20 protein-coding genes and 3 tRNA genes are annotated in these 26,579 nt (G+C 64.3%); 5 read left to right on the plus strand and 18 right to left on the minus strand.

What is annotated here, in order from left to right:
* Nucleotides 1–172 precede the first annotated feature (172 nt).
* Together AB5Y47_RS05265 and AB5Y47_RS05270 are read right to left on the minus strand one after the other, a co-directional pair.
* Complete coding sequence (locus tag AB5Y47_RS05265) at nt 173–2,599, minus strand: FtsX-like permease family protein (protein WP_069652639.1); 2,427 nt, start codon at nt 2,597–2,599, stop codon at nt 173–175.
* Between the two features lie 21 nt (nt 2,600–2,620).
* Nucleotides 2,621–3,301 carry an ABC transporter ATP-binding protein gene (locus AB5Y47_RS05270; protein WP_041215391.1) on the minus strand — a complete coding sequence of 227 codons (681 nt, stop codon included), beginning with the start codon at nt 3,299–3,301 and terminating at the stop codon, nt 2,621–2,623.
* A 152-nt stretch (nt 3,302–3,453) separates the two neighbouring features.
* Here AB5Y47_RS05270 and AB5Y47_RS05275 point away from each other — a divergent pair, with 152 nt between their 5' ends.
* The 3 genes from AB5Y47_RS05275 (at nt 3,454) to AB5Y47_RS05285 (ending at nt 6,087) form a co-directional block, all read left to right on the plus strand.
* Complete coding sequence (locus AB5Y47_RS05275) at nt 3,454–3,927, plus strand: DUF4357 domain-containing protein (RefSeq protein WP_010674381.1); 474 nt, start codon at nt 3,454–3,456, stop codon at nt 3,925–3,927.
* Nucleotides 3,928–4,062: 135 nt separating this feature from the next.
* Complete coding sequence (gene nhaD / locus AB5Y47_RS05280) at nt 4,063–5,487, plus strand: sodium:proton antiporter NhaD (protein WP_069652638.1); 1,425 nt, start codon at nt 4,063–4,065, stop codon at nt 5,485–5,487.
* A gap of 33 nt (nt 5,488–5,520) precedes the next feature.
* On the plus strand, nt 5,521–6,087 hold the full coding sequence (locus AB5Y47_RS05285) for a pyridoxamine 5'-phosphate oxidase family protein (protein ID WP_069652637.1): 567 nt from the start codon (nt 5,521–5,523) through the stop codon (nt 6,085–6,087).
* A 59-nt stretch (nt 6,088–6,146) separates the two neighbouring features.
* Here the strand turns inward: AB5Y47_RS05285 and AB5Y47_RS05290 are convergent, their stop codons facing one another.
* The 16 genes from AB5Y47_RS05290 to AB5Y47_RS05365 form a co-directional block, all read right to left on the minus strand.
* Entirely contained in the window at nt 6,147–7,343 is a 1,197-nt protein-coding gene (locus tag AB5Y47_RS05290) for a Bcr/CflA family multidrug efflux MFS transporter (protein WP_049637007.1), read from the minus strand.
* Nucleotides 7,344–7,395: 52 nt separating this feature from the next.
* On the minus strand, nt 7,396–9,084 hold the full coding sequence (locus AB5Y47_RS05295; protein WP_069652636.1) for a 6-pyruvoyl-tetrahydropterin synthase-related protein: 1,689 nt from the start codon (nt 9,082–9,084) through the stop codon (nt 7,396–7,398).
* A 69-nt stretch (nt 9,085–9,153) separates the two neighbouring features.
* Nucleotides 9,154–10,416: a hypothetical protein gene (locus tag AB5Y47_RS05300; protein WP_069652635.1), complete on the minus strand. Its 1,263-nt coding sequence runs from the start codon at nt 10,414–10,416 to the stop codon at nt 9,154–9,156.
* Nucleotides 10,417–10,522: 106 nt separating this feature from the next.
* Nucleotides 10,523–11,083, minus strand: a complete 561-nt coding sequence (locus tag AB5Y47_RS05305; protein WP_069652634.1) for a hypothetical protein — start codon at nt 11,081–11,083, stop codon at nt 10,523–10,525.
* 147 nt (nt 11,084–11,230) lie between these two features.
* Nucleotides 11,231–12,655, minus strand: coding sequence for an FAD-dependent oxidoreductase (locus tag AB5Y47_RS05310; RefSeq protein WP_368219987.1), 1,425 nt, complete (start codon nt 12,653–12,655; stop codon nt 11,231–11,233).
* Nucleotides 12,656–12,729: 74 nt separating this feature from the next.
* On the minus strand, nt 12,730–13,569 hold the full coding sequence (locus tag AB5Y47_RS05315) for an FTR1 family protein (RefSeq protein ID WP_069652632.1): 840 nt from the start codon (nt 13,567–13,569) through the stop codon (nt 12,730–12,732).
* Entirely contained in the window at nt 13,569–16,529 is a 2,961-nt protein-coding gene (locus AB5Y47_RS05320; RefSeq protein WP_368219988.1) for a YncE family protein, read from the minus strand. The genes AB5Y47_RS05315 and AB5Y47_RS05320 overlap by 1 nt, the downstream gene beginning before the upstream one ends.
* Before the next feature lie 4 nt (nt 16,530–16,533).
* Entirely contained in the window at nt 16,534–16,983 is a 450-nt protein-coding gene (locus tag AB5Y47_RS05325) for a hypothetical protein (RefSeq protein ID WP_103243306.1), read from the minus strand.
* Between the two features lie 118 nt (nt 16,984–17,101).
* The gene (locus AB5Y47_RS05330; protein ID WP_010674393.1) at nt 17,102–17,587 is read right to left on the minus strand and encodes a YqhA family protein; all 486 of its coding nucleotides are present in this window, start codon (nt 17,585–17,587) and stop codon (nt 17,102–17,104) included.
* 82 nt (nt 17,588–17,669) lie between these two features.
* Nucleotides 17,670–18,371 carry a peptidase gene (locus AB5Y47_RS05335; protein ID WP_252593444.1) on the minus strand — a complete coding sequence of 234 codons (702 nt, stop codon included), beginning with the start codon at nt 18,369–18,371 and terminating at the stop codon, nt 17,670–17,672.
* Between the two features lie 31 nt (nt 18,372–18,402).
* Complete coding sequence (locus AB5Y47_RS05340) at nt 18,403–19,203, minus strand: transglutaminase family protein (protein ID WP_010674395.1); 801 nt, start codon at nt 19,201–19,203, stop codon at nt 18,403–18,405.
* Nucleotides 19,200–20,126, minus strand: coding sequence for an alpha-E domain-containing protein (locus AB5Y47_RS05345; RefSeq protein WP_010674396.1), 927 nt, complete (start codon nt 20,124–20,126; stop codon nt 19,200–19,202). Before AB5Y47_RS05345 ends, AB5Y47_RS05340 begins: the two co-directional genes overlap by 4 nt.
* The gene (locus tag AB5Y47_RS05350; protein WP_010674397.1) at nt 20,120–21,556 is read right to left on the minus strand and encodes a circularly permuted type 2 ATP-grasp protein; all 1,437 of its coding nucleotides are present in this window, start codon (nt 21,554–21,556) and stop codon (nt 20,120–20,122) included. Before AB5Y47_RS05350 ends, AB5Y47_RS05345 begins: the two co-directional genes overlap by 7 nt.
* Nucleotides 21,557–21,914: 358 nt before the next feature.
* Nucleotides 21,915–23,627, minus strand: coding sequence for a hypothetical protein (locus AB5Y47_RS05355; protein WP_324029687.1), 1,713 nt, complete (start codon nt 23,625–23,627; stop codon nt 21,915–21,917).
* A 236-nt stretch (nt 23,628–23,863) separates the two neighbouring features.
* A tRNA-Asn gene (locus AB5Y47_RS05360) sits at nt 23,864–23,939 on the minus strand.
* Between the two features lie 2 nt (nt 23,940–23,941).
* Nucleotides 23,942–24,017 (minus strand) — tRNA-Asn (locus tag AB5Y47_RS05365).
* Nucleotides 24,018–24,484: 467 nt separating this feature from the next.
* Between AB5Y47_RS05365 and dauA the strand changes: the two genes are divergently transcribed.
* Both dauA and AB5Y47_RS05375 read left to right on the plus strand, forming a co-directional pair.
* Nucleotides 24,485–26,221: a C4-dicarboxylic acid transporter DauA gene (gene dauA / locus AB5Y47_RS05370; protein ID WP_128344552.1), complete on the plus strand. Its 1,737-nt coding sequence runs from the start codon at nt 24,485–24,487 to the stop codon at nt 26,219–26,221.
* A 270-nt stretch (nt 26,222–26,491) separates the two neighbouring features.
* Nucleotides 26,492–26,579: transfer RNA gene (locus AB5Y47_RS05375), tRNA-Ser, on the plus strand.

A 26,579-nucleotide genomic window follows, 5' to 3' on the forward strand; every position in this document is an offset into this window, starting at 1 on the left:
CACAGGGTCCGTAAAGAGGACAAGATTCCCCTCACCCTGGCCCTCTCCCGAAGGGAGAGGGGATGGTTCGCTGCAGCTCTGTGCGCTTCTCTGCGCTGAATCAGGGGCGGTGACAGAGATCTGGTCAATGGGGACGTCAAGCCATGGCTGAGCCAGAGCGCCAACCGATATGTCATACCACTCTCCTTGCGGCGTACCAGGAGGCCAGCGCCCCGCACACCGGCGCCAGCAGAAGCGCCGTGACGGCGTGCAGGGGGGCGGCCTCGAAGGCCAGCCGCCAGCCAAAGGCGCGGGGGTTGACCACCTCAATCAGCACCCAGGCAAGGCCATAGCCCACCGGCAATGCCAGGATCGCCGTGAGCAGCCCGAGGCCTGCCCCTTGCCACACCAGCAGCCGGCGGCAGTGGCGCGGGCTCAGGCCAAGGCTCTGCAGGGTCTGCAACTCGCCGCGCCGAGCCAGCCCCAGCACCATAAAGGACGAGCCGATGCCGACGAAAGCGATCCCCAAAATCAGTAACTTCAATAGCTCGGTCACCACGAAGGTCTGATCGAACACCCTGAGGGCGGCGGCGTGGATGGCGGGGGCGGGCAACAGGTTCACCTGCTCGCCAAACTGGCTCCTGAGCCTGTCGCCAAGGCGCTCGGGATCCGGGCTGAAGAGGGCAAGGGATTGCACCTTGCCCCCTTCGAAGGCGTGCAGTATCTGCCCCTTGTCGCTGCCGTAATCCTGATAGACGCCGGTGACGGTGAAAGCCCTCGGCCCTCCTTCGCTGGTTACCTCGAGGCGCTGGCCCACCCTGACCCCGAGGCGTACCGTCAGCGGTTCGCTCGCCAGCACCTCGTCGGGAGCGGCGGGCCAGCGCCCGGCCAGCAGGGGATAGGCGGCTTTGAGCTCGGGAATAAAGTCCATCTGCGCCCACTCGATGGGCTGCCCCTGCCAGCGGGCGGGGAGCACGGCGCGGCGGGAGGCGGCGCGCACGTCCGGCGCGGCGAGGATGGTGTTGAGGGTCTGCTCGCCGAGGGCGCCCCTGCTGCCTGCCACCCCCTTGGGGGCGGTGACGTAGAGATCGGCGGCCAGACGCTGGCCGAGCCAGATCTCCACGCTCGAGCGAAAGCTCGACACCATGACCCCGATGCCGATGGCTGCGGCGATGGCCAGTTGCAGCGCCATCACCGCAATGGCGGTGCGATCCAGGTGATAGAGGGTTTCGGCCACCCCGAGCCGGGCGGTGAGGGGGCCGCGTGCACGCAGCCGCCCCAGCAAGGAGCGAAGGGCATCGGGCAGCAGGAGGGCCATGGCGAGCAGCCAGCCTCCGGCCACGAAGAGGGCGCCGCCAAGGCCAGTGTAGGGCTGCCATAGACACAGGGCGCACAGCAGCAGAATGGCGATGGCAAGCCCCCGGCGTTGCCAGGGGTGAGCCGGTGGGCGACTGTTGCCCTCTCGCAGCGCAAGGGGGGATTGGCGCAGCAGTTGCCACCAGCCGGGCAGGTTGGCGGCAAGCATCCCCAGAAGGCCAATCACCAGCGCCTTGCCAAGGCTCGTCGGGGAGAGGCGCAGCAGGTCGATGGGGTTGGGGCCATAGAGATCGGCCAGCGCCTGGGTGAGCTGCCCCATCAGGGCGAGGGCCAGCAGGATCCCCAGCAGCAGCCCGAGCAGAGTGCCGATGCTGGCGAGGATCACAAGCTCCAGCATGAGCCAGCCAAGCACCCGGCGCGGCGGCATCCCGAGGATGATGAGCTGGGCGAGCAGGGGGCGGCGCACGCTCTGCACGAAGCGCTGGGCGTTGAACACCAAAAACAATCCCACCGCCATGGCGAGCAGGGAGAGGGCGGTGAGGTTCAGCGCCAGCGCATCCCCGAGCTGGCTGGCATCGAGCGCCGGGCTGATGGGCTCAAGCCAGAGGGGCTGATGGGGAGCATAGGATTGCAGGGCCGCCTGCAAGGCTCTTTGCAAGGTATTGGCCTCTTGCTCGCTGAGCTTGAAGACGATGCGATCGAGCCGTCCTTCCTTGCCAAGCAGGGGCTGGGCGAGGCCGATGTCGGTCACCAGCAGCCGCTCCATGGGCACGGCGCCGGGCTCGAAGGTGCCCGCCAGGGTCAGGGTCAGGGGGCGCAGCCCCTCATCCCCCAGCACAAAGGTTCGAGACTGGCCCGCTTGCCAGTCAAGGCGCCTCGCCTCGGGGGCGGCCAGCCAGACGCTGTCGGCGCGATTCAACGAGACATCGGGTTGGCTGTCTGGCGCATCGCCAAAGAGGCGGCGCAGGGGGCCGGGGTTGAAGAGATCCATCCCCAGCAACTGGAAGCTGCGCCCCTGCTCGTCCTTGAGCCAGGCGTGAAGCTCTGGCATGGCGTCAAGGTTCGGCTGGCTTCGCACCAGCCTCACGTAGACTTGCTCATCCAGGCCACCCTGGGGGGCCAGGCGGTAGTTGGCCTCCCCGGCGAGCTGGCTGCGGGCGGCGACGAAGTTGGTGCGGGCGCTGTGGTTCAAGAGCTCGATGGCCACCACCAGGGTGACCCCGAGGGTGAGCCCGGCCAGGCTCATCAAGAGCAACCAGGGGTGAGCGCGATAGAGGCGCAGCAGCGCCTTGAGCGGCAACATCAGCAGGCCCCCCGGCAGACGTCAGCCATGGCGGCGCCCCTTGAGCTCGACCAGCTGCCCCCCTTCAAGGCGCAGCACCCGATCCGCCAGGTCGCCATAGCCCGGGTTGTGGCTCACCAGCAAGAGACCGGCGCCGGTATCGCGCACCGCCGCCATCATCAGGGCCATCACCTGCTCGGCGTTGTGTTCATCAAGGCTCCCGGTGGGTTCGTCGGCGAGCAGCCAACGGGGCTGATGAATGAGGGCTCGGGCCAGCGCCACCCGCTGGCGCTGGCCGCCGGAGAGCTGTTCCGGCCAGGCGTGGCGCTTGTGGCTCATGCCAAGGCGCGCGAGCAGGGCATCGAGGCGCCCATCGTCCTGGGGCAGGTTGTTTATCTGAAGGGGCAGGGCGAGGTTCTCGGCCACGGTCAGGGTCGGCAGCAGGTTGAAATCCTGATAGACGATGCCGAAATGGCGCCCGCGAAGCCGGGCCCGCTCGTCTGTCGGCAGGGTGTCGAGGCGGGTCTCTTCCAGCCAGATCTCCCCCTCGTCCGGGGCGATGAGACCGGCGATGAGGTTGAGCAGGGTGGACTTGCCACAGCCGCTTTGCCCCAGCAGCAGGCAGGTTTCCCCCGGGGTGAGGGCGAGATCCAGCCCCTCAAACAGGGGGAGCGTCTCGCCGCCGTTGGCGAAGCGTTTACTGAGGTTGCGCAGGCTAAGCATGGGATAACCGTTTGATGGTCAATGGCTTTCACAATGTCCGTCACTATGCCAGTTAGTGATCGCGCCTGCAAAAGGGATGGGGATCCTCGCTGGATCCCGCTTGCCTGAGGTGGTTAGAATAGGGCCTTCCATGGGTCACAGGATGAGCAAGGATGTTACACAAGCAAGTCAGTTTTATCGTCGACAGCAAGGGCGTCAAGCAGGCTGCCGTGGTCCCCATCGATATCTACAACGAGCTGATGACCCTGCAAAAGGCCCTCTCCGACAACAAGCCGGGGGAGCGCGAGCTCTACCACTTCAACGGCAAGGGGGCAGAGGCCCATGGTTATCCGGTGGGCAAGCGGCAAAACCCCGGTTTCATGGTCCAGGCGGGCTCCACCGCCAACGGCGAGGATGCGGCCTCCCTGCGCGAGGCGGTGATCGAGCTGCGCCAGGAGCTGCTGGGCAAGGGGGTGCTCGTTCCCCACCCCGAAGGGGGCTTCATCTTTACCGCCGATCAGCTCTTCAACAGCCCGAGCCTGGCCGCGAGCCTGGTGGCGGGCAACAACCGAAGCGGGCTGGATGCCTGGCAAAACAGCGCAGGCTACACCCTCAAGCAATCGGGTTTTGGCAAGAAGACCTCCTGATGACGGGGCCCGGCAACGGGCCTCGCTCATGTTTGCCTGAGTGCCCGCGGCGGGCCGCTCATCAGGATGACAAGGAGGGCGGCTTCCCTTTGCGCTGCTAGCCTCAATGCCAGACGCCTGCCAGGAGATGCCGCCATGTCTGGACTCCTCCGCCTCGTGCCCGGGGCGGCCCTGCTCAGTGCCCCCGCAGTTGCGAGCAACGGCCCCCTCGATCTGACCCACAGCGGAATCGGGCTCTTCGCCCTCGCCATCTTCGCCCTGGCTTATGCCCTGGTGATGGCCGAGGAGTACCTGAAGCTGCGAAAGTCCAAGCCGGTGCTGGTGGCCGCCGGCATCATCTGGATAGCCATCGGCCTGGTCTATACGGGGCAGGGGCACAGCGAGCTGGTTCAGGCCGGGTTTCGGCACAACCTGCTGGAGTATGCCGAGCTGATGCTCTTCTTGCTGGTGGCCATGACCTATGTGAACGCCATGGAGGACAGGCTGCTGTTCGCCGTGCTGCGGGTACGCCTGGTGCAGGCGGGATTCAGCCTGCGCACGCTCTTCTGGCTCACCGGTTTTCTCGCCTTTTTCATCTCCCCCGTGGTGGACAACCTCACCACGGCGCTGCTGATGTGCTCAGTGGTGCTCAACGTGGCCAACGGGGAGCGCCGCTTCATCAACCTGGCCTGCATCAACATCGTCGTGGCAGCCAATGCGGGCGGCGCCTTCAGCCCCTTTGGCGACATCACCACCCTGATGGTGTGGCAGGCGGGCAAGGTGCCGTTCCAGCAGTTCTTGCTGCTCTTCATCCCCGCCCTGCTCAACTTCCTGGTGCCGGCCACCCTGATGAGCCTGATGGTGCCCCGTCTGGTGCCCCCCATGCCGGGCGAGATGGTGGTGCCAAGGCGCGGCGCCGTTGTCATCGTGATGCTCTTTGTGCTCACCATAGTGACCGCCGTCGCCTGCCATCACTTCCTGGGGCTGCCCCCCGTGCTCGGCATGATGATGGGGCTGGGCTACCTGCAATTTTTCAGTTTCTATCTGCGAAAGACCCAGCCCGTCACCCTGGCCCGGGCACGGGCGCTGTATGAGCGCACCGGGGACGAGGCCAGGCTGCTGCGTCTGGGCTCGGTGGTGCCGTTCGATGTGTTCAACAAGATTGCCAAGGCGGAGTGGGACACCCTGCTCTTCTTCTACGGGGTGGTGATGTGCGTCGGCGGCCTCGGGTTTATGGGGTATCTGGCGCTTGCCTCCCATTTCCTCTATGACGGTGGCGATCCGACCCTGGCCAACGTCGCCATCGGCCTGCTCTCCGCCCTGATCGACAACATTCCGGTGATGTTCGCCGTGCTCTCCATGGAGCCGCAGATGAGCACGGGGCAGTGGCTGCTGGTGACATTGACCACCGGGGTGGGGGGCAGTCTGCTCTCCGTCGGCTCCGCCGCCGGGGTTGCCCTGATGGGGCAGGCCAGGGGCATGTATACCTTCGTCGGGCACCTCAAGTGGTTGCCTGCCATTTTGCTTGGCTATATGGTCGGCATAGGGGCGCACCTGTGGCTCAACAGCGCCCTGTTTTAGGCAACCCGGTTCCAGGCACCAGGGAGAGGCAGGATGGGACAACTGTTCGAGGCGCTTTCGCCGCGCCATGTCACCTTTATCGAGGGGCAGAAGATCTTCTTCGTCGGCACGGCAGCCGCGAAGGGATCGGTCAATCTCTCCCCCAAGGGCGGGGATTCGCTGCGCGTCCTCGATGCCCACACCCTGGTCTGGCTCAACCTGACCGGCAGCGGCAACGAGTCCGCGGCCCAGGTGCTGCAACAGCCGCGCATGACGGTGATGTTTTGCGCCTTCGAGGGGGCGCCGCTTATCCTGCGAGCCTATGGCCAGGCACGGGTGCTGCACCGCACTGATCCGCAATGGCCGTCGTTGCTGGCGCTGTTCCCCCCAAGCGTCGCGGCTCGTCAGATCTTCCTGCTGGACATTGAACGGGTCCAGACGTCGTGCGGCATGTCGGTGCCTCTGTATGAGTACCAGGGGGACAGGGAGGATCTTGCCAACTGGTCGGCACGCCAGGGGCAGGAGGGGATTGAGGCCTACTGGCGCAAGAAGAACCAGCTAAGCCTGGATGGGCTGGAGAGCGAGATCCTGGCGCGCAGCGGGTTGCAGGCCGATGACTGAGGCCTGCGCCCCGATGCAAAAAGCCCTGTCCATGGACAGGGCTTTTTCATTGCAAGGCATCAGGGGACGCGCTTGCCGCTCAGCAGCCAGTAACTGAGGGCCGACCCCAGGCCGCAACCGGCGATGGCGATGGCCATGGGGAGCGGCGACTCAGGGGGATTGAGGTTGACCAGGACCCCCACCAGGGCCCCAAGACCAAAGCGCAGGGTGCCCGCCAGCGCCGAGGCGGTGCCTGCGGACTGGGGAAAGTGGCCCATCAGGCCGGTCATGGCGTTGGCCCCCACCAGGCTGATGTGGCCGACGAAGAGCACGACGGGGATGACGATGCCCCACAGGCCGCCGGTCTGGCTCCAGGCGTTGTAGATGAGCAGGGCCCCGGCGAGCGGCAGCACGGTCAGGCCGTATCGCAGCATGCGTTCGGCACCCACCCCTTTCACCAGCCGGCTGTTGGCGAAGGTGACCACCATCATCAGCAGGATGTTGAGACCAAAGAGCCAGCCATAGTGCTCGGTCGGCACCTTGAAATACTCGATGTAGACATAGGGGGAGGCGCTCAGGAAGGCGAACATGCCGGAGCTCGACAGGGCGCCGCACAGCACATAGCCCATGGCACCACGGTGGGAGAGCACTCCCCAGTAGTTGCGAAGCACCTGCCCGAGTCGCAGGGGCTGCTTGTGCTCGGGTTTGAGGGTTTCCTCAATCTTCCACTGCATCACCAGGCAGATGAGCAGGCTGATGACCACCAGCAGCCAGAAGATGACCCGCCAGTCGCTGTGAGCGCTGATATACCCCCCCACCACGGGGGCCACCAGGGGTGCGAGGGTCATCACCAGGATGACGAAGGACATGGCGCGGGAAAACGCATCCTTCTCGAACAGGTCTCGCAGCAGGGCGTTGACCACCACGGAACCCGCGGCGCCCCCTGCGGCCTGCAACATGCGCCAGGCGAGGAGCTCAGGCAGGGAGTCCGCCATGGCGCAGCCCACGGAGGCCACGGCAAACATCGTCAGGCCCGCCAGGATCACCGGCTTTCTGCCGAAGCTGTCGGCGAGCGGCCCGTAAAAGAGCTGACCGATGGCAAAGCCCCCCAGGAAGGCGCTGATGGTGAGCTGGGCGCCGTCGATGCTGGTAGCCAGATCCCGGGCGATGGCGGGAATGGCGGGCAGATACATGTCCACCGCGAGGGGAGTCAGGCCCGCCAGGGCACCGAGCAGGATGAAGAGGAAACGGGGGGAGAGGGAGCTGGCTTGGGGCATAGGGTATCCGAGTCGTGGGCTGGGCCGGGTTAAGAGGCAGGTGTTGAGTCTATCAGTTTTGGCGGGCGCGATCAGGTGCATCCTGCCCGATGCCCTTTTGTCTGGTGTGGCGCCAGAGCAGCCAGAGCCAGGCAAGCCATCCGAGCAGGGAGAGGGCATTGCCGGTGCGCTCCGGCCAGCGTGCCGCCAGGGTCAGGGTGAGGCTGTGGTGGCCTGCCGGAACCCAGAGTTGCATCAACCCCTGGCGATTGGCGCTCACCGTCAGCGTCAGGTGCCCGTCGAGGCGGGCCTCCCAGCCGGGGTAATGGTATTGGTGCAGGACCAGCCGGGTCGGCACCCGGGCCTTGACCTCCAGCGCCAGGGCGCGGGGTTGCCAGCGGGTCAGGCTCCAGCTCGCGCCTGGCGGTTCGGCGCTGACAGGCGGCTGGAACTCCTCCTTCCAGGCGAGCAGGGTCGGGGCGAACATGCCCCCCGGCACCTGCCTTGGCCTGTATTCCCGGGCACTGCGCTTGCTGTCGAACTCGAATGCCATGGCCTCTCGTTCGGGGGCCTGGGTGAGGGGGGCGTGACGTACATAGGCCAGGGTGGAGAGGAGGGTCAGCAGAAATACTCCCCACCAGAGCCCCTGCCAGAGACGATGGGGCTGGGTGCCGAGCGCCACCACGGCGACCGTGGCAAGGGCGAGCACCAGGTTGAGCCGCCAGGGAAACTGCACCCGCTGCAAGGGGGGAAGCAGGCTCCAGAGAGGCTGGCTCGGGGGCAGCATCATCAGGAAGGCGACGACGCCGATCGCCCCCCAGCACAGCAGCTCGGGGTGGCGCGGCTCCCGGGCGGCGGCCCAGGCGATGAGCAGCAGGACCAGGGTCAGCATGCTCTGCCACGCCAGGTGACCGCGAAAACGCCAGTCCTCCCAGGCGCTGGGCAGGCGGTCGAGAAAGTTGCGCCTGTAGTCGAACATGCCGCCGCGCATCAGCTCCATGGAGATGGCCCCCTGATCCGCCAGGGCAGGCAGCAGCAGGGCGGCTGCCATGCAAAGCCCCACACCCTGGGCGCCGAGGGCTTGCCAGCAGGGCGTCAGAGTGCGGGTGCGTCTGGCGAACCAGAAGGCGCGCAAGGTGACCAGCCCCATCATGAGCAAGAGGCTGGGGAGGTGGGAGAAGGCCAGCAGCGCCAGCCCCAGGATCAGCAGGGGCAACCCCTGAGGTCGTCCGCGGTGGGCGAGATCCTGCCCCAGCAGGATAAGGGGAGCCCAGGCGAAGGCCCAGAACTCCGCCAGGGCGAAGCGGGCATAGAGATTCATGGCGACATGATAGGGCAGCGCCAGATAGAGCAGGCTGGCGGCCAGGGCCCGGCCAGGGGGCGTGGTGGCACGCAGCCACAGATAGGCAAACACCCCGGAGAGCAGCAGGGCCAGGGTGGCGCTGCCAAGCAAAGGGTAGATGGCCTGCTGGGGGAGGGCACCGGGCCCGGCAAAGAGGGCGCTGACGTAGTAGGGGAGCGGGGGATAGAAGAAGAAGGTGGGGCTGCCGAAGCCGCCGTTCATGGCCATCAGCCAGCGGGGATAGAGCTCCCCCTGCCAGAGCTGACGGGCAAAGTAGTGGCCGGAGAGCAGGTGATGAAACAGATCGTGTCCCTGGCTGCCCCCCTGCCACCAGAGCGGCAGCATCAGCAGGGCGCAGGCCAGCAACAGGGCCAGCGCGACCCGGATCCCCTCCCTGGTTCCGCTCGTGTTTCTTTCCATTGCACTGGTTCCTGACAGACCCGGCTGTGAGTGTAGACGAGTCGTGCGATGCCCTCGCAAGTGCCCGGTTCAGCGGGGCAGGGCGAGCCAGAGGCCGGGTTCGGCGTGAAAGCGGGGGGAAAACCAGAGGGTGTCATAAGGCCCTGGTAGCGCCTCTGCCCCCAGGGGGCGGCGGCTGAGGCGGCAGGCCCCCTGGGTGAGCGCAAGGGCGGCATCCCCCCGGTACCAGCCGTCGGTGACGGGCAGGGTTGTGGTTTCCCTAAGCAGCCTCACTCCCCACTGGGTCACCAGCGCCGGGCACGTTTGTTCGGCCAGTCTGGCGGCCCGGGTCATGGCTGGTGCCACCGGTGGGGTGAGGGTGCTGAGCAGCAGCAACAGGGCTCCCAGCATGGCTGTCAGCTCGCCCCGGCGCGGCAGCCAGCTTGCCAGCAGCACCAGGCCAAGCAGGGTGATGGGGGCCAGATGGCGGGGATTGTCCGGGTTCTGGCCAACAAGGGTCCAGAGCAGCAGGACGAGCCAGTAGAGGGGCCAGAGCACGGAGGGGGTCGCATTGTGATCTTTTGACCGCTTCCAGAGTGGCAGTACCAGCAAGGCCCCCATCAACAGGGGCCAGAGCGGGGTGAGCTGATCGTTGAAGGTATTCGCCCAGCTCAACAGCCGATCCCCGTGGGCCGCCGCTGTGTTGCCCCAGAGGGTAAAGTGGCCGTCGGTAAAGCGGCGCCCCTCGGCAAAATAGGCCCAGCCATCGGCCTGCCAGACAAACAGCAGGCAGGCTAGCCCCACCAGCGCGATGGGGAGCACAAACCTGACGCGCGCGCCCTTCTGTGCCATCCCCAGCCAAAGGGGCAGCAGGGCCAGCACGAAGTAGGAGGGACGCAGGGCCAGCATAAGGCCGAGCAGCAGACCTGCCAGGGCCGCTTTGCGATGCAGCAAGGCCAGCAGCGCGGCCAGCCAGGCGGCGAGCGCAGGCCCGTCGGACAGGCCGGAGAGCGCCAGGGTCGGGGTGAGCGGCAGGGCCAATACCAGCAGCCAGACAGGCGCCAGCAGGCTGGGCCGCTGCCACAATCTGGCCGCGAGGAAGGCGGCGAGCGGCGCCAGCAAGCTGCTCCCCAAGAGGCTGGCCCACTGCACCGCGCGGGCCGGCTCGTCCACCGCCAGATTGATCAGCCGCGCCAGCCAGATAAAGGCGGGGTAGCCTGGAAAGTGGGGGGAGAACTCCAGCACGCTGAAGCGCACCACCCCGTGGGCAAAGTTCAGGGCATCGTCGGAATCAAGCGCCACGGGGAAGGTCAGCAGCCAGCCAAGCCAGGCCAGTTGCAGCAGGGCAAGCAAGTCGAGTCGATTGGCGAAGCATAATCGAGCGTGGCGACGCCCCCCTTCTCCCCGTGCGGGAGAAGGGCTGGGGATGAGGGGGGCCGTCGTCATCGATGAGAGGCCATCAAAGCGGTGCCAGCACGGCCATCAGCGCTTTTTCGGCCTCGGTGAAAGCGGCGGCGTCGGCGGGCTTGGCTCCCACCCCGAACACCCCAGGGTTGCCGATGGCATCGAGCACCTTGGCCAGCGCCTGTTCGGCGGCCTTGCGATCCCCTTCATCGAGGGAGGGGAGGATCAAATCGAGGAAGCGCTTGCTCTTGACCACCAGCACCTTGGCGGTCTGGTAGTCGCCAAGATTCTGGCTGGCCCCTTCTAGGCGGCGCTCGATCTCCGCCTTGTAGGCCCGGTTGAGCAGGGCGGCGGTGGCTGCGGCGTCTTTGGCCTTGATGGCGGCGGCCAGCGGTGCTTGCAGCTCGACCTTGTGGTGCTGTTCCAGATAGGTCAGCTCCTCGGCAATCTCGCTCAAGGTGGCGCTGGCATCCTTGCCGTCAGTGGCGGCGCCCAGCAGTGCCTCGCGGGCGTCGATCAGCGGCTCCTTGCCGGCGGCGGCGTAGGAGTAAGCCTGCGCCTGCCCGCTCAGGGTCAGCAGCAGGGTGAGGGCGAGTAAACCCGGGCGGATGGTCATCCTGTTCTCCTTACTTATGCCAAGAGGTTATGCCCATGGCGCGGCACTCAGGCCACGCTCTGGGTTTCAATGACGGTATTTTCGTTGCGATGATTGAAGGTGTTGCGGCGTCTGTCCACCTCCTTCGTTCACCACATTCAGGGGCCATCAGGCCACGCTCTGGGTTTCGATCACGGTATTTTCGTTGCGATGATTGAAGATGGCGTTGCGTCTGTCCACCCCGTCGATCACCATGTCGGCGGCCATCATCCCCATCTCCATGGCGGTGTCGGTGAAGATGTAGCGGAATGTCCCCTGACGGCCGGTCATGATGAGGTTGGTGATCGGCATCAGCGCCTGGATGGCTTCGTTGCGGCGGGCCTGATAACCCAGATCCATCAGCGGATAGGCGTACTCGCTACGTGCTTCAAAAGTCTCATCGCCAAGTTTCTGGGTGTCGACGCCGAGGCTGTCGAGATCGGCGGTGACCCGGCCGCGCAGATCAGAGAGCGGTGCCTGCCAGGTGGCATCCCCCGGATTGCAGGGGATCTCCAGCATCACCGAGGTTTGGCCCTGTGGCGCCATAAAGGGGCTGCGCCGGCGCGGCTCCTGCAGACGGGTCGCCAGAATATGGGGGTCGGAGAGGTACTGCCAGGTGTTGTCCGACAGGTTCTCCTGTTTGAGGGGCATATTGACGAAGCGAAGCGACCGGTAGTGCAGATCACACGGCAAGCCCAGATGCTGGCAGGTGAGCGGCAGCGGCAGGGTGGAGATCACCTGATCAAAGCGCTCGCTCTGTTCAACGTCATCTTGTTTCCAATAAACCCGTTCGATGCGGCCATCAGCCTGCTCGAGACGGGTGATGGTGGCGCCGGTTTTCAGCTCAACCCCTTCGGCCACCAACCGCTCCCCCAAGGTGGTGAAGATCTGGCCGAAGCCGTACTTGGGATAGCGGTATTTGCGGGCATAGGTGCGCACCGACATGCTGCCGTTGCGCGTTGGCAGCAGGCGGCGTGCCACGTCTTTGAGATCGATCAGGCTGATGCGCTGGCCGGCCCAGTCGGCGGAGAGCTGGTCCGGGTTGATGCCCCACAGCTTGCCGGTGTAGCCCTCGAAGAACTGGCGGTAGAGGGTGCGACCGAAGTGGCTCTGGATCCACTCGGCAAAGCTCGCCTTGGCAAAATCGGTGGGCTTCTTGGCAAAGGGCAACAGCAGCAGATCCTTCACCGCACCGGCCATCAGGGCCAGCGGCGCCGTCTTGAGCAGGTTGGGCAGGTTCAAGGGGTAGTCATAGGTGCGCCCGCCAAAGCGGATGACGCTCTTTCGCTCGGCGTGGAGCAGGTCGTCCCCCATCAGCTCGTCGATAAAGGCGAGCAGCTCGGGGTTCTTGGTGATGAAGCGGTGGCCGCCGTAGTCGAAGCGATACTCCCCGTCGCGCCCCTTGAAGGTCTGGGTGGCGCACATGCCGCCGACGACCGGCTCCTGCTCGAACAGGGTGACCGCAAAACCGGCCTGGCGCAGGCGCCAGGCGGCCATCAAACCGGCAGGGCCGGCGCCCAGCACCGCAATGTGCTTCTTGTTGTTGTCGTTCATGAGTGTTCCGAAACGGCGTGATAGCTGGGGGAGCGCGCCTGTGCGCGGCTCCCGAACAGAGTGTTATCCCGGGCTCAGCCCCTGGTCGGGGCGGCGCTCCCCTGGGGGCGATAGCTGCGATGCCAGAGGGTGACAAAGATCATGAGGTAACAGGCCCAGGTCAGCAACTGCAGGCCGGCCGGTGAGGCGTTGTAGCCAAACAGGGCGCGCAGGAAGGTGCCGAATACCCCCTGATCGTCGAGGATGTGGCTGATGTTGAAGACCGGCGTGGTCCAGAAGGTGATGACGTCCGCTGCCTGCAACATGTTGACGGCGGACGAGAGCAAGCCTGCGGCGATGATGATGATGAGCAGGCCGGTCCAGCGGAAGAAGGGGGCCAGCGCCACCTTGCGGGTGGAGCGCAGCAGCCCCCACACCAGCACCACAGAGACCAGCAGCCCCGCCAGCGCCCCCATCAGCCCCTGGTGCAGATCCACCCCTTGCCCGGAGTAGACCAGGGCCGAGAAGAAGAGCACGGTTTCAAAGCCTTCGCGCATCACCGCCAGAAAGGCGAGCAGCACCAGACCAAACAGGTTGCCACCGTCGATGGCGGCATCGATGCGCGCCGTCATGGCCCCCACCTGGGATTTGGCCTGTTTTTGCATCCAGATAGCCATATAGGTGAGCACCAGGGTGGCGAACATCAGGATCCCCGCCATCAGCAAATGGTTGTAGCGCTCGCTCTCGAACTGGCTCACCACCACCTGGAACAGGAAGGCGACGACGAGGGAGGCGACAAGACCGAGGCCCACCCCCAGATAGATGAACTTGTTGTAGCGGCTCGCCCCCAGCTTGGCGAGGTAGGAGAGGCAGATGCCGACCAGCAGGAAGGCTTCCAGCCCCTCGCGCAGGGTAATGAGAAAACTTGCGAACATCAAGATTGAGGCTCCGTATCGGGCGTGACGGGGAGGGGCTGCAGGGTCAGTTGCAGCCGATTGAGTTGCACTATGGGTGGCTCCGGCAAGCTCGGCTCGGCGGCGCGCACCGCATCATTGACCCACTTGGGGTAGGTGCGGAAATTGAGTTTGATATCGGCCTTGAAGGGCCCCTCGGCATCCGCCGGCAGTGGCCAGACTTCATCGCGCCAGCCATCGGCCGGGATGCGGGTGTCTTCAAGGAGCTTGGCGTAGCGCCAGAACTTGAGCCCCACCGGCTTGCCCTCGGCATCGCCGAACACTTTTCTGAACAGCCGCGCATCCTCAGGGACGGCGCCGTTCACCGGCTGGCCGCTTTGGAGCACCAGCTTGCCGCTGGCGTCGGTGACGGTCAGCTCCAGCCAGAGTTCACGGAAATCGGCGACCCCGGTGGGCAGGGCGTGGCCGGCGCCGGTATTGGCGACTCTCACCACCAGCGCGGGTTGGCCACTCTGGTTTTCAATGCGGGCCGAGAGGGTGGCGCTTGAGCGCAAGAGCGCCAGGCTCTCCTGCTCGAGGGTTGCACTCCTCAGCCCCACTAGCTGATGCTGGGCGCCGGTAAAGTTGTGGCGATAGAGCCGCTCTTTCACGGTGCCGTTTTCGGTGGACTGGCCCGCCACCGGCGCGCCGCCGTTGCCAGGTGTAGGGTTCATGTGGCAGTCGATGCAGGTGCGCCGTTTGGCAGGATCTTCGGCTTTGGCGAAGCTGGATTTTTCCCACTCATCCCAGGTGTTGACGATATTGGCGCCGGTACCGGGGGCGAACTCGTTGTGGCACGACTTGCACAGGGCCGCGTCCCGGTAGAAATCCTTCTGGTAGGAGGCCTTGTGCATGGCGGGGCGGGCGTTGATCTGCCGCTCTGCCAGCCAGTGCTGGAGGCTGCCCCCCGGGGCATCCTCGAACACATAGCTCTCGCGGTCTTTCAAATTGACCGTAAAGGCGCTGTTGCCACCGGCATCCTCGAGCCGGGTGATGCGATGGCAGAGCACACAGCCAGTCCCTTCCTCAACCACAGGTTCGCCTGCCTGGTGGGCCGCAATGAGCGAAGCCCCGCCCTGCTCGAACATGTGAGAGCCCTTGGGCAGATCAGTCTGGCCGTTCATCACCTGCTGGGGCATGTGACAGCCCTGGCACCACTGGCCGAAGGCTTCGCCCTCGGTTTCGCGGGCCAATGCCTGCACCACCTTGTAGTAGGGGTGGGAGTTGCCCATCAGCCGGTGGTTGCTCTCGCTCCAGTCCTGGAACGCCTGTTGGTGGCAGTTCTGGCAGGAGGCGGAGTTGAGCCACTCCTTGGGATGAGTGGTCGGCGCCTTGGCAGGATCCCTGCGCGGGGCATCGAGCCTAAGCCAGTTGGCCAGATAGGGGAGGTTGCCATCACTGGTCACGAAAGCGTGCAGATCCTCCATCATCGCCTGCACCTCGGGATGGGGCCTCGCGGGGTCGACCGGCTCGGCCCCATCGCGGGTGTCATGGCCCATGCCGCCCTGGGTCTGCTGGGTCATGCGCAGGTATTCGCCGATAAAGTCCCCCGCCACCATGTTGGCGAGGTTGGCGTGGCCGTTGATGGCGTTGTCGCCGCTCTGCTGGCGATGGGCCGCCATCAGATAGCGGTTGGTGAAGTTGAACCCGTCCAGATGGCAGGAGTTGCAGCTCATCCAGTTGTCCCCCGCCATGGGGAAGCGGCTATTGGCGGCAGTATTACCCAGGTTGAACAACCGTTCACCGCGCTTGAGGGCTTTGGGGCGGGGATCGGTCTCTACCAGCTTGGCGAAGTGGGGCACATCCACGGTGACCCGGGCAAACGGGCCGCTGCCGCCGCTATTGAGGCGGGTGAGATCCTGCCCCATGACGTTGTGGACCAGGATATGGTGGCCATCGATCAGCAGATCGCGCGGATTCTGGCCCGGCAGGTGACGCAATAGCTGGGTCGCCTTGGCGCCCCCCTGAAACTTCTTGCGGCGGTGGCGGTTGCTGTTCTGCTTGCCGCTGCGCGACAGGTCGAACACCAGCAAGTCTTCGGAACCCGCCAGGGTCAGGTAGACCCGCTTGCCATCGGCGGCGAAGCGCGCCGCGAACGGGTTGGAGACGATCTGGCTGCGGTTGCCGACGCTGGGCAGGTTGATCTGCAAAAAGAGCTGTTTTCTTTCATCGACCCGCTCCTTCTCTTCATCGAGATCGATGATGGAGACGGCCGGGAAGACGGTGCTCTGAAACTGGAAGGGGTGATCGAAACTCCAGAGCACGTGGGGCAGCCAGGCTTCGCTGCCATCGGGGGAGAGGGCGATGCCGTCCAGCAGGCGCGGCAATCCCTGGGAGTCGCTCGGGGTATCGCTGTGGGTTTCCGCCAGGGTGATGAGCTTGGGCTTGGGGAGGGTAGCGCCCTTCTCAAGTTTGGCGAGATCATAGATGGCGAGCTGGCCTGTCATGGCGTGGGTGAGCAGCAGGCGATCGTCGTTGGTCAATGCCAGCCCGCGGGGAGTCTCGGCGGTTTTTGCATCCAGCTGGAGGTTGCCCGCCCTGTCATAAGCCTGAAGGCGCCCTCCCTCGAACAGCGTGACCCAGAACCAGCGCCGCTTGGGATCGAAGATGACGCCGTAGGGTCTATGGCCGGTGGGGATCGCTTTTTCCTGCTCGAGATCATCATCCAAGAGCAGCAGGCGATCGCCGCTGTAATCGGTGACCAGCAGGGTGCCGTCATCGGCGCGGGCCAGCTGGCGCAGGTCGCCCCTCAGTTGTGCCTCTTTGAGTCGCTTGCCGCTATCGCGCTCAAGCAGGGTGACCGAGCCGGCACTCTGGTTGGCGGTGACGAGGCGCGGGGCGCTCCCCTCGTCATAGGCAATCATGGAGGCGCCCATCTCCCGGGCCGAGGCGGTCCCCAGCAACAGGGTGGCCAACATCAGGGATAACAACAGCTTCAACATAAGATCAGGTGCGCCATTTCAAGATGGTCCAGCGCCAGGCGTGGCGCAGCACCAGGGGCGTCAACGCGAGGGCGCTCAGCCAGTGGGCCCAGCTGGCAAGGTTGCCGAGGCTATCCCCCGGGGTGCCGTGCAGCACCAGCAGCAGGCCGCTTGCCAGACAGACCAGCAGCAAGGCTTCGATGATGCGCCCCGTGGTGCGCAAAAAAGGCTTGCGGCTCTTGCGCAGCAGGCTGCGATGGGAGAGCCAGAAGGCGCCAAACAGCAGGGGAAACAGGGTGAGCGAGAGGGCGACGTGCAAAAACAGGTTCCAGCGCGCCAGGGACCAGGTCGGCGTCAGGGGTTCCCACAGCAGCAGACCGGAGAAAAACATCAGATAAAGGGCACCCTCGGCCGCCTGATGGTGATAGGCCAGCCACTGCCAGCATTGTCGTGGTGAGAGGGAAAGACTCGTCATGGGTGCTCCAGCTCCCGGGCGGTTCAGCCCGGGGCGAGCAAGTTTACAATGCAGTAAGGGTAATGAAAAGAGTTATCAATTCGGCTCTTGATGAATAGACCCTGAATGGCGCCGGGCCCTATTTGTGCTCCGCCAGTCGCTCGGTCACCGCATAGATAAGTGCCGCGGTGGAGAAGGCGAGGAAGACGATGACCGACCACTTCATCTCGATTTCGTTGCCGGTGCCGTCGTCGAGGAAGGCTTTGAGCACCTCGATGCCGGCGATGGTCACCAGGGAGTTGATGACGATGAGCTTGAGGGACGCGAAGTTGATCTTGCTGAGCCAGTTGTCGCCGAGGGCCGCTCGCTGCTCCGGGGTCTTGATGAACTGCACGTAGCCGCAGATGGCCACGAGGATCAGCATCTGGGCCACCAGCACGAAGTCCACCAGGGTGAGTACCCCCGTGATGAGATCCAGATAGTGGATGTCGATGATGTCGCGGCACAGCACATAGAGCTGCATGGCGAACTTCACCATCAGGAGGGCGACACAGATAAGGATGCAGACATAGAAGGGGAACATCATCAACCGGCTGCCGTTGAGCATGACGTTGAAGCGGCGCATGGGAAACTCCATCGAAAAGGAAGGCAGCCAGAATATCCGGAAAGAAAGGAGCGGGAAAGCGCCTTGGCGCCTCCCGCCCGGCCTAGAGGGGGAAGGTGGGAAGGCCCTGGAACAACTGCTGCAACCCCTCGCCCCAGGCCTTTCGCAGCGCCACGAAATGGGGATTCTGTTCGGTGATGCGGTGCTGGTGCGTCGCCGAGAAGCTGCCCTCGTGATAGACCAGGGCATCCAGAGGCAAGCCCACCGACAGATTGCTGCGCAGGGTCGAGTCGATGGAGATGAGGGCGCACTGCAGGGCGGTCTGAAGCGGCGTCTCATGGTGAATGATGCGATCGATGATGGGTTTGCCGTACTTGCTCTCACCAATCTGGAAGTAGGGGGTGTCGGCGCTCGCCTCGATGAAGTTGCCCTCCGGATAGATGTGGAACAGGCGGTGGCGCTCCCCCCGGATCTGCCCCCCCAGCAGGATGTTGCAGCCGAAGTTGATATGGCCCTGCTGCTGACCCCCATCCCGGTTGATGACGGTGCGTATGGTCTGGCCGATGAGGGCGGCAGCCTCGTAGAGGCTGGGGAGGGCAAGCAGTTCCTGCCCCTCCGTCAGCAGGCTGATGACGCTCTGGGTGGTGGCCAGATTGCCGGCGCTTTGCAGCACTATCACCCTGTCCTCCCGGGTGAAGAGGTGCAATTTGCGGAAGGTGGCGATGTGATCCACCCCCGCATTGGTGCGCGAATCGGACGCAAACACCATGCCGTCTTGCAGGCACATGGCGACGCAATAGGTCATGACCGCACTCCCGCCAGGACTCTCCCGGTCTTCATTGCTGCTGTCCATCCAGGCGGGTCACCTGCGCCTGGCTCTGCAACTGTTCGCACCCGCCGCCATAGCGCACGCCGCGCACCGGACAGGCATCCAGATAATCCATGCCGACCGCGAGCTTGAGGTGCTCACTGGTGGAGCTGGTGAGGTTGGTGACGTCGAACGTGTGCCAGCGCTCCTCGATCCACACCTCGGCCCAGGCGTGCATCGCCACGTGGCTGTTGTCCTGGCTGTAGAGGTAACCGCTCACGTACCGGGCCGGCAGGCCGGCGTGGCGGCAGCAGGTCAGGAAGACATGGGTGTGGTCCTGACAGACGCCGCTGCCCGAAGCAAGTGCCTCGTCGGCGCTGAAGGTGGCATCCGTGCTGCCAGGTTGATAGGGCATCAGCACCAGGATGCGTGCCATCAGGCTCTGCAAGTCGGCCAGGGTCGGCTCCTCTGGCAGGCAGGCCTTCGCGAGATCCTGCAGGGCCGGGGTCGGGCGGGTGAGGGGGGTGGGCCTCAGGTAGCTCAGGGGAGAGATGAGGGAGGACTCCTCATCTTCCGGGGCGTCGTCGCAGATCTCCACCTCCCCGTGGGCGCGGATCAGGATCCCCTCGTGGGGGGACTCCAGGCTCAGCACGTGCAGTATGTTGCCGTAACCGTCCGTGGTGCAGGTGGCCTCCCCCGGCAGCTCCAGCTCCCAGGAGAGGATCTGCTGGCGGGCCGTGCTGTGGGGGGTCAGGCGCAGGTACTGGGTACTACGGCGCACCACGTCGGCATAGTGGTAGCGGGTCTGGTGATCGATGATGAGTCTCATAATACCTCCAGGTAGGCGGCGTGGATGCTCTGGCCGATGGCGCCGATGTCGCTGAGGAAATCACTCAGGTACTCCTGCATGCCGAGGGCAAAGACATCGTCGATGGCGCCATAGGTCAGATGGGCGTTGAGTATGGTGGTCAGGCGCCGGGGCGTCTGACCGGCGTTGCCCTCGATCTGGGCCAGGATCAGCTCCATCTCGTCGAGGCAGGCCCGCAGGGAGCGCGGCACTTCATTGCGCAGGATCAGCAGCTCGGCGATGGAGGCATGGGAGAGCGTCTTGTAGAGGGTCTGGTGGGCCTCGTAAGCACCCACTGACCGCAACAGGGCGTTCCAGCGGTAGAACTCGCGCACGCTGTCCTCGTCCTCCCGGATCACCTGATACTTCACGGTCAGGATGCGCGCCGTGTTGTCGGCCCGCTCGATGAAGGTACCAAGGCGCAGGAACCAGAGCACGTCACCGCGCATGATGGTGCCATAGGTGGCGCCGCGAAACTGGTGGGAGCGCTCCTTGATCCAGTCGAAGAACTCCTGGGCCTGGCCGCTGGAGAGCCCCGCCTGGCGGCGCCGGCGGATCTCTATCCAGGCGGCGTTGATGCTCTCCCACACCTCACCGGGGATCTTGCCCCGCACGGCGTGGGCGTTGTCCCTGGCCATGCGCAGACAACTGAAGATGCTGCTCGGGTTCTCCTCGTCGAAGCAGAAAAATTGCAGCAGGTTCTCCATGTTCACCTGGCCGTAGCGGGCCAGGAAGGGCTCATGGGTGCCGCTGATGGTGAGGGGCGCCACCAGCTCGCTGTGATCGGCGTCGATGGAGGGCATCAGCGACATGGTCTGGGTGACGTCCAGCATGCGCGCCGTGTTCTCCGCCCGCTCCAGGTGGCGGGACATCCAGTAAAGTTCGCTTGCGGTGCGGCTCAGCATGGGCTGCCCTCCATGACCCAGGTGTCCTTGGTGCCACCACCCTGGGAGGAGTTGACCACCAGGGAGCCTTCGGTGAGGGCGACCCGGGTCAGGCCGCCCGGCACCAGGCGCAGCTCCTGCCCCGTGAGGACGAAGGGGCGAAGGTCGATGTGGCGGGGGGCGATGCCGGCGTCGACGAAGGTCGGGCAGGTGGAGAGGGAGAGGGTCGGCTGGGCGATGTAGTTGTCCGGCCGCGCCTTGAGCAGCTCGCGAAAACGGGCCAGCTCCTCGCGACTGGCGCAGGGGCCGATAAGCATGCCGTAGCCGCCGGCGCCATGGACCTCCTTGACCACCAGCTCCTCCAGATTGGCCAGCACGTGGGAGAGGGCAGCCGGCTCGCGGCACTGCCAGGTGGGCACGTTGTTGAGAATGGGATCTTCCCCCAGATAGAAGCGGATCATCTCCGGCACATAGGGATAGATGGACTTGTCATCCGCCACCCCGGTGCCGATGGCATTGGCCAGCACCACGCCGCCGGCGCGGTAGACCGAGAGCAGCCCGGGCACGCCGATGAGGGAGTCCGGGTTGAAGGCGAGGGGATCGAGGAAGTCGTCGTCGATGCGGCGATAGATGACATCCACCCGTTTCAGCCCCGTGGTGGTGCGCATCAGCACCTGACCATCCTTGACCACCAGATCCGCGCTCTCCACCAGCTCCACCCCCATCTGCTGGGCGAGGAAGCTGTGCTCGAAGTAGGCGCTGTTGAAGCGTCCTGGTGTCATCACCACCACGCAGGGGTTGTCCACCGGGCTGCTCTCGCGCAGGGTCTGCAGCAACAGGGCCGGGTAGCGCTCCACCGGGGCGATGGGCTGGTTGTGAAACAGCTCCGGGAAGAGGCGCATCATCATCTTGCGGTTCTCCAGCATGTAGGAGACCCCGGAGGGGGTGCGCAGGTTGTCCTCCAGCACATAGTACTCACCGTCGTGGTTGCGGATGATGTCGACCCCGGTGATGTGGACATAGGTGTCCCGGTGCAGGTCGACCCCCTGCATGCAGGGCTGGTACTGGGCATTGGTGAGGATCTGGGCGGCCGGGATCACCCCCGCCTTCAGGATGCGCTGATCGTGATAGATGTCGTGCAGAAAGGCATTGAGGGCGGTGACGCGCTGGCGGATCCCCTTGTCCAGATGTTGCCACTCCCGGGCGGGAATGATGCGGGGAATGCTGTCGAACGGGATGAGGCGCTCGGCGCCGTCCCCATCCCCGTAGACGTTGAAGGTGATGCCGACCCGGCGAAACAGCAGGTCGGCCTCTTCACGCTTGCGCTCTATGCTCTTCTCGTCGGTCTGGTGCAGCCACGAGAGGTAGGCGTGGTAATGATCGCGAAACTGGTTGTCGGTGAGCAGCATCTCGTCGTAACAACCGGGTCCGGGGGGCTTGATGGGCAGCATAGGCAACTCCTTGTGACGTCCCTGCGTACATCACAAAGTGCAAGGGCTGTGCCAGCCAATTGAGTCGCTATCGAGGCCAGTGTCAGTAATTTTTCATTGAAAAATCAGATGGATGACTTTTATGTCATCACGGGGCAAGGCAGGGCGCACCAGAGTGGTACCCCATAGAGGGTAAGCCTGCGCCATCTTGTGGCAACAGGCCATGAGGGCAAGGGACGGGCGCATCGGGATGCGGGGGCGGAAGGCGAGCACCCTTGCCCCGAGGTGGGGCAGGGGGATAGGAAAGAACCCGACCGATGGCCGGGCTTGGGGGGATTCAGGCACCGGGAGTGGAGGGGCGGCCTGCTGGCCCCAACGTTCAACCTTCTGGTTGGGGATCATGCAGGGACGGGGCCAGGGCAAACCAGGCCGAAGCCAGGTCCGGGCTGCCCAGCGGCGTCGCGGCCATGAGGTCACGAACGTCAAACTCGTCCGGCACGCTGGCGGCGTGATGTTCCCAGACATGATCCAGCGTGGCTTCCTGCCGTGCGGGCAGGGCGGCAATCTCGGCGGGGCTGCACAGTCCGTGGTGCAGGAGCTGGGGAGCATAATCGAGCATGAGCTGCTCGCGGCAGGCCGTGCGGATGTCGTCCCTGCTCCCCAGGTGACGCAAGGCTTCCAGGTTGCCAGCAAGCCAGCCGAGGCGGGCTGCTTCACAGCCGAGGTCGTGCCATGCGGCCAGTTTGTCCGTCGCGTCGGCCAGTTGCTGATTCATCTGTCGGCGCATCCGCAGCAGCAGTTGGCTCAGGGGAGTGCCGTCATCCAGGAATTCATCAGGCCAGGCCAGAATATCCTTCGCCACCTTCATCAGGACGGGCATGCTGTCTCCCTCGGCGGTGCCGACCAGATCGCACAATTGCAGGGTAGGAACGATGCGATTTCGCAGGAATTTTCCCTGGGCACCACACCGCTGCATGCAATGTTGCAGGGAGGTTCGCATCAGTTCGACGGCGACGGCCTTGACCAGGCCTGCGTCGGTCTGAAAGCGGGAGGAGTGCCGTCCATCCGGCAAATGTCGTTGCTTTATCCCTTCATACAGCGCCATGGCGGCCAGCCCCGTGACATAGGCACGAGTCAGTATCCGGCGGTGCAGGGCATGGTGCGCCAGCGGTATGACCCGCCCGTTGTGGGCGTGCAGCGGTCGTTGCTGCGCGTAGTGAATGGCCAGTGCGAGGCTCAGTTTCAAGCCGGGGATCAGGGAGGCGGTCAGCACCAGTTTTCCCCACTCAACACGGCGCAGGGAGCTGAAGAAAATGTCGCGTTGGCTGGCAAGACGAGAGTGAAAAACGCCCCCTGCACTGATGTCGTGCTCATGACCCCTGAGCCATGCCCAGCGGGGGAGCGTCACCTGCTCGAAGGTGATGATGGCGTGATCCACCACGTCGAAGTAGGGGAGGTCGAGCACGTCCGGGCTGGAGACGCTGACCCCCTGACACAGTGCGCCACGGGCGTCCCGGCAGGGCACCAGAAAGGGATGAATGCCGCAGTCTTGCTCGCCGACCCACAATCTGGCCATCACCACGCTGCTCTTGGGTTGCCCTTCCAGGGCGATGTAGGGCATGAACTTGGCGGCATGCCGATGGGGCGTATGGAGGATAAAACCGTCAGTGGCACAGTCGTAGCGGACTTCGGTTGCCATGCTCATGGCATTGTTGCCACAACCGAGCTCGGTGACCAGATAGAGCCCGTGAGTGCGCAAGGCCAGAGCCTCTTCAATCTGACCGATGATCTCCGGATGGTGCCGATCCCCCAGCTCCAGCAGCGTGCCGAGATAGAGATTGTAATGACTGGCCAGCAAGGGGCAGAGCCCCCCTTGCCGGGTCAGGCAGGGAGACTCCATCAGGGTGAGGAGGGGGGCCAGGTCGTCAACGATATCCTCTTGCCCGAGTGCAGCCGTGCTGGCGACAGTGTGGAAAATCCGGTAGATGGCCCGGGTCCGTTGTGCCTTCTCGAGATGATGGAGATCGGGGAACAGGGTGTCGTTGAGTGCCAGGGCATGCAGGCGACTGGCCAGTGAAGCAGGGTGTGACATGATGGCTCCTTGACTGGATAGATCCAAATGGTCCTTTTTGAATCAATCATAGTCTTTGGGATCTCTGTGACACCCTGGTGACGCGCCTAGGGACGAGTAAGGGTCGTCATCGAAGGCCATGGGGAATCAGGAAAGCAAGCAGGTGGCGGTTTGGCGCGCCATCGGGCAGGGGGCCGTGGACAGGCCCGGAAGAGCAGATATGAAAAAGCCCAGCCAAAAGGCTGGGCTTTAAAATGTGGCTCCCTCGACAGGACTTGAACCTGTGACATACGGATTAACAGTCCGCCGTTCTACCGACTGAACTACGAGGGAATTGGCTCCTCCTACTGGACTTGAACCAGTGACATACGGATTAACAGTCCGCCGTTCTACCGACTGAACTAAGGAGGAATAGCCTGTCTCGTCGAGACGGGGCGGATATTAATGGCCCATCTCCTGGGTGTCAACCCGCCTGTCGGCGTAAAAAATGGCTTTTTGGCCCGTTTGCCCAAAACTTGGGCAACGCGGACTATTTTCAGCACAATCAGGAGCTTGAGATCGCGCCTCCGGTCGGGTTGTGCCTGCTTGGTATCCTGATTCCCGCATACTGCCAGGAGGAGGCGTGGTGTCGTTCATCCGCAGAGTACCGTGCCCGGGGAAACCTGCCGTGGCGGGAAACGGCGTTGATATTCGGGGTGTCACCGACAATATTGCGCGCTCATGGCCATTTCTTGATCCTGCCCATCGAATTATCTGGCCGGGTCGGGTATGGTTGCCTTCGATACCATCGCCGTGTCGACAGCTCTGCCGGCCCTTGATGATGATCGGGTGCCGGTTCACCCCGGCCTTTGTCTCCCTCTTCTGGTATTACCCTAGACATGCACAATCAAGCTTCCTTACAAGGCGTGAAGCTGGCCATCGCATTGCGCCAATCCTGCATTGACGAACCCTACAGCGTGGCCCGCTTTGGCCGCGACCTCATCGCCGGCATCACGGTCGGCATCATCGCCATTCCCCTTGCCATGGCACTGGCCATCGCCAGTGGGGTGCCGCCCCAGCACGGGCTCTATACCGCCATCATCGCCGGCATCGTCATCGCCGTGACCGGGGGATCCCGCTTCTCCATTTCGGGCCCCACTGCCGCCTTCGTGGTGATCCTCTACCCGGTGGCCCAGCAATTCGGCGTGGGCGGCCTCTTGATGGCCACCCTCATCTCGGGCTGTTTCCTGGTAGCCATGGGCATGGCGCGTCTCGGGCGCCTCATCGAGTACATTCCCCCCTCGGTGACCCTGGGGTTCACCGGTGGTATCGCCATCGTCATCGCCACCCTGCAGATCAAGGATTTCTTCGGCCTGCAGGTCCTGGAGATGCCGGAAACCTATCTGGGCAAGGTACAGGCGCTGGCCCATGCCCTGCCAAGCTGGCAGTGGGGGGACACCCTCGTCGGGGTGGCGACGCTGGCGGTGCTGCTGCTCTGGCCGAGATTGCGCCTGCCGGTACCCGGCCATCTGCCCGCCGTGCTGGTGGGGGTGGGACTCGGGTTTGGTCTGCACCAGTTCGGGGTGGACGTCGCCACCATTGGCAGCAAGTTCAGCTATACCCTGGCCGATGGAACCCAGGGCATGGGCATTCCCCCCATCGCCCCGACCCTGGTGATGCCCTGGGCGCTGCCGGGGCCGGACGGGGCGCCGGTTGAGTGGAACCTCGCCGCCATCGAGCGGCTGCTGCCCGCCGCCTTCTCCATGGCAATGCTGGGGGCCATCGAATCCCTGCTCTGCGCCGTGGTGCTCGATGGCATGACGGGTCGCAAGCACAGCTCCAACGGCGAGCTGGTGGGGCAGGGCCTTGGCAACATCCTGGCCCCCTTCTTCGGTGGCATCACGGCGACGGCCGCCATCGCGCGCTCCGCCGCCAACGTGCGGGCCGGTGCCACCTCGCCCATTTCCGGTATTGTCCATGCGTTGGTGGTGCTGGCCGCCATCCTGGTGCTGGCTCCCTGGCTCTCCTGGTTGCCGCTCTCTGCCATGGCCGCCCTGTTGCTGCTGGTGGCCTGGAACATGAGCGAGGCCCACAAGGTGGTGGATCTGGTGCGCCGGGCGCCCAAATCCGATGTACTGGTGCTGCTGGTCTGCCTGTCGCTGACCGTCATCTTCGACATGGTCATCGCCATCACCTTCGGGGTGATCCTGGCGTCACTGCTGTTCATGCGTGAAATCGCCAAGATGACCAGGCTGCACAACCTGGCGGATCACAAACGCTATGCCAGCGAGGTGTTCCCCTCGACCCTTGTCTACAAGATCAACGGACCGTTGTTCTTTGCCGCCGCCGAGCGGGTCTTTGACGAATTGCTTGCCCAGGTGAAGGACCACAAGGAGTTGATCCTGCAAATGGAGGCGGTCTCCATCCTGGATGCTGGCGGTCTCACCGCCTTCCAGCAGTTCGCAAAACGCATGGCCAAGGCGGGGGTCCGTCTCAAGGTGGCTGAATTGCAATTCCAGCCTCTCAAGACCCTGGCGCGGGCCAAGGTGCGTCCGGTGGCGGGAGAGCTGGAGTTCTACGGCTCGCTGGAAGAGGCGATTCGAGGAGAACATTTGCACGAAGCGGTTGAAAATTGATGGAAAGGGATAGGAAATGGCATATTTTTAGTCACTTGGTTCGCTTATTGAGCAAACAGTGGCAAAAGATAAAAAATTGCATTGACCGCCTCGCGCCTATCCCTTACATTACGCCCCGTTCCAGCGCAACGGCGCAGCGAATTCGTGTTGGCTGAACACGTTAAAGCACAGACCAAAATTGGGTGCGGTGTCCGAGTGGCTGCCCACCGACGAAGTCGGCAAGATGCACGCGCAGCGTGCTCCGAAAGCCACTTCAAGCAGTGAAAATTTGGTGAGGTGTCCGAGTGGCTGAAGGAGCACGCCTGGAAAGTGTGTATACGGCAACGTATCGAGGGTTCGAATCCCTCCCTCACCGCCA

The organism is Aeromonas sp. R7-2 (genome assembly GCF_040908105.1).
Lineage (GTDB): Bacteria > Pseudomonadota > Gammaproteobacteria > Enterobacterales > Aeromonadaceae > Aeromonas > Aeromonas caviae.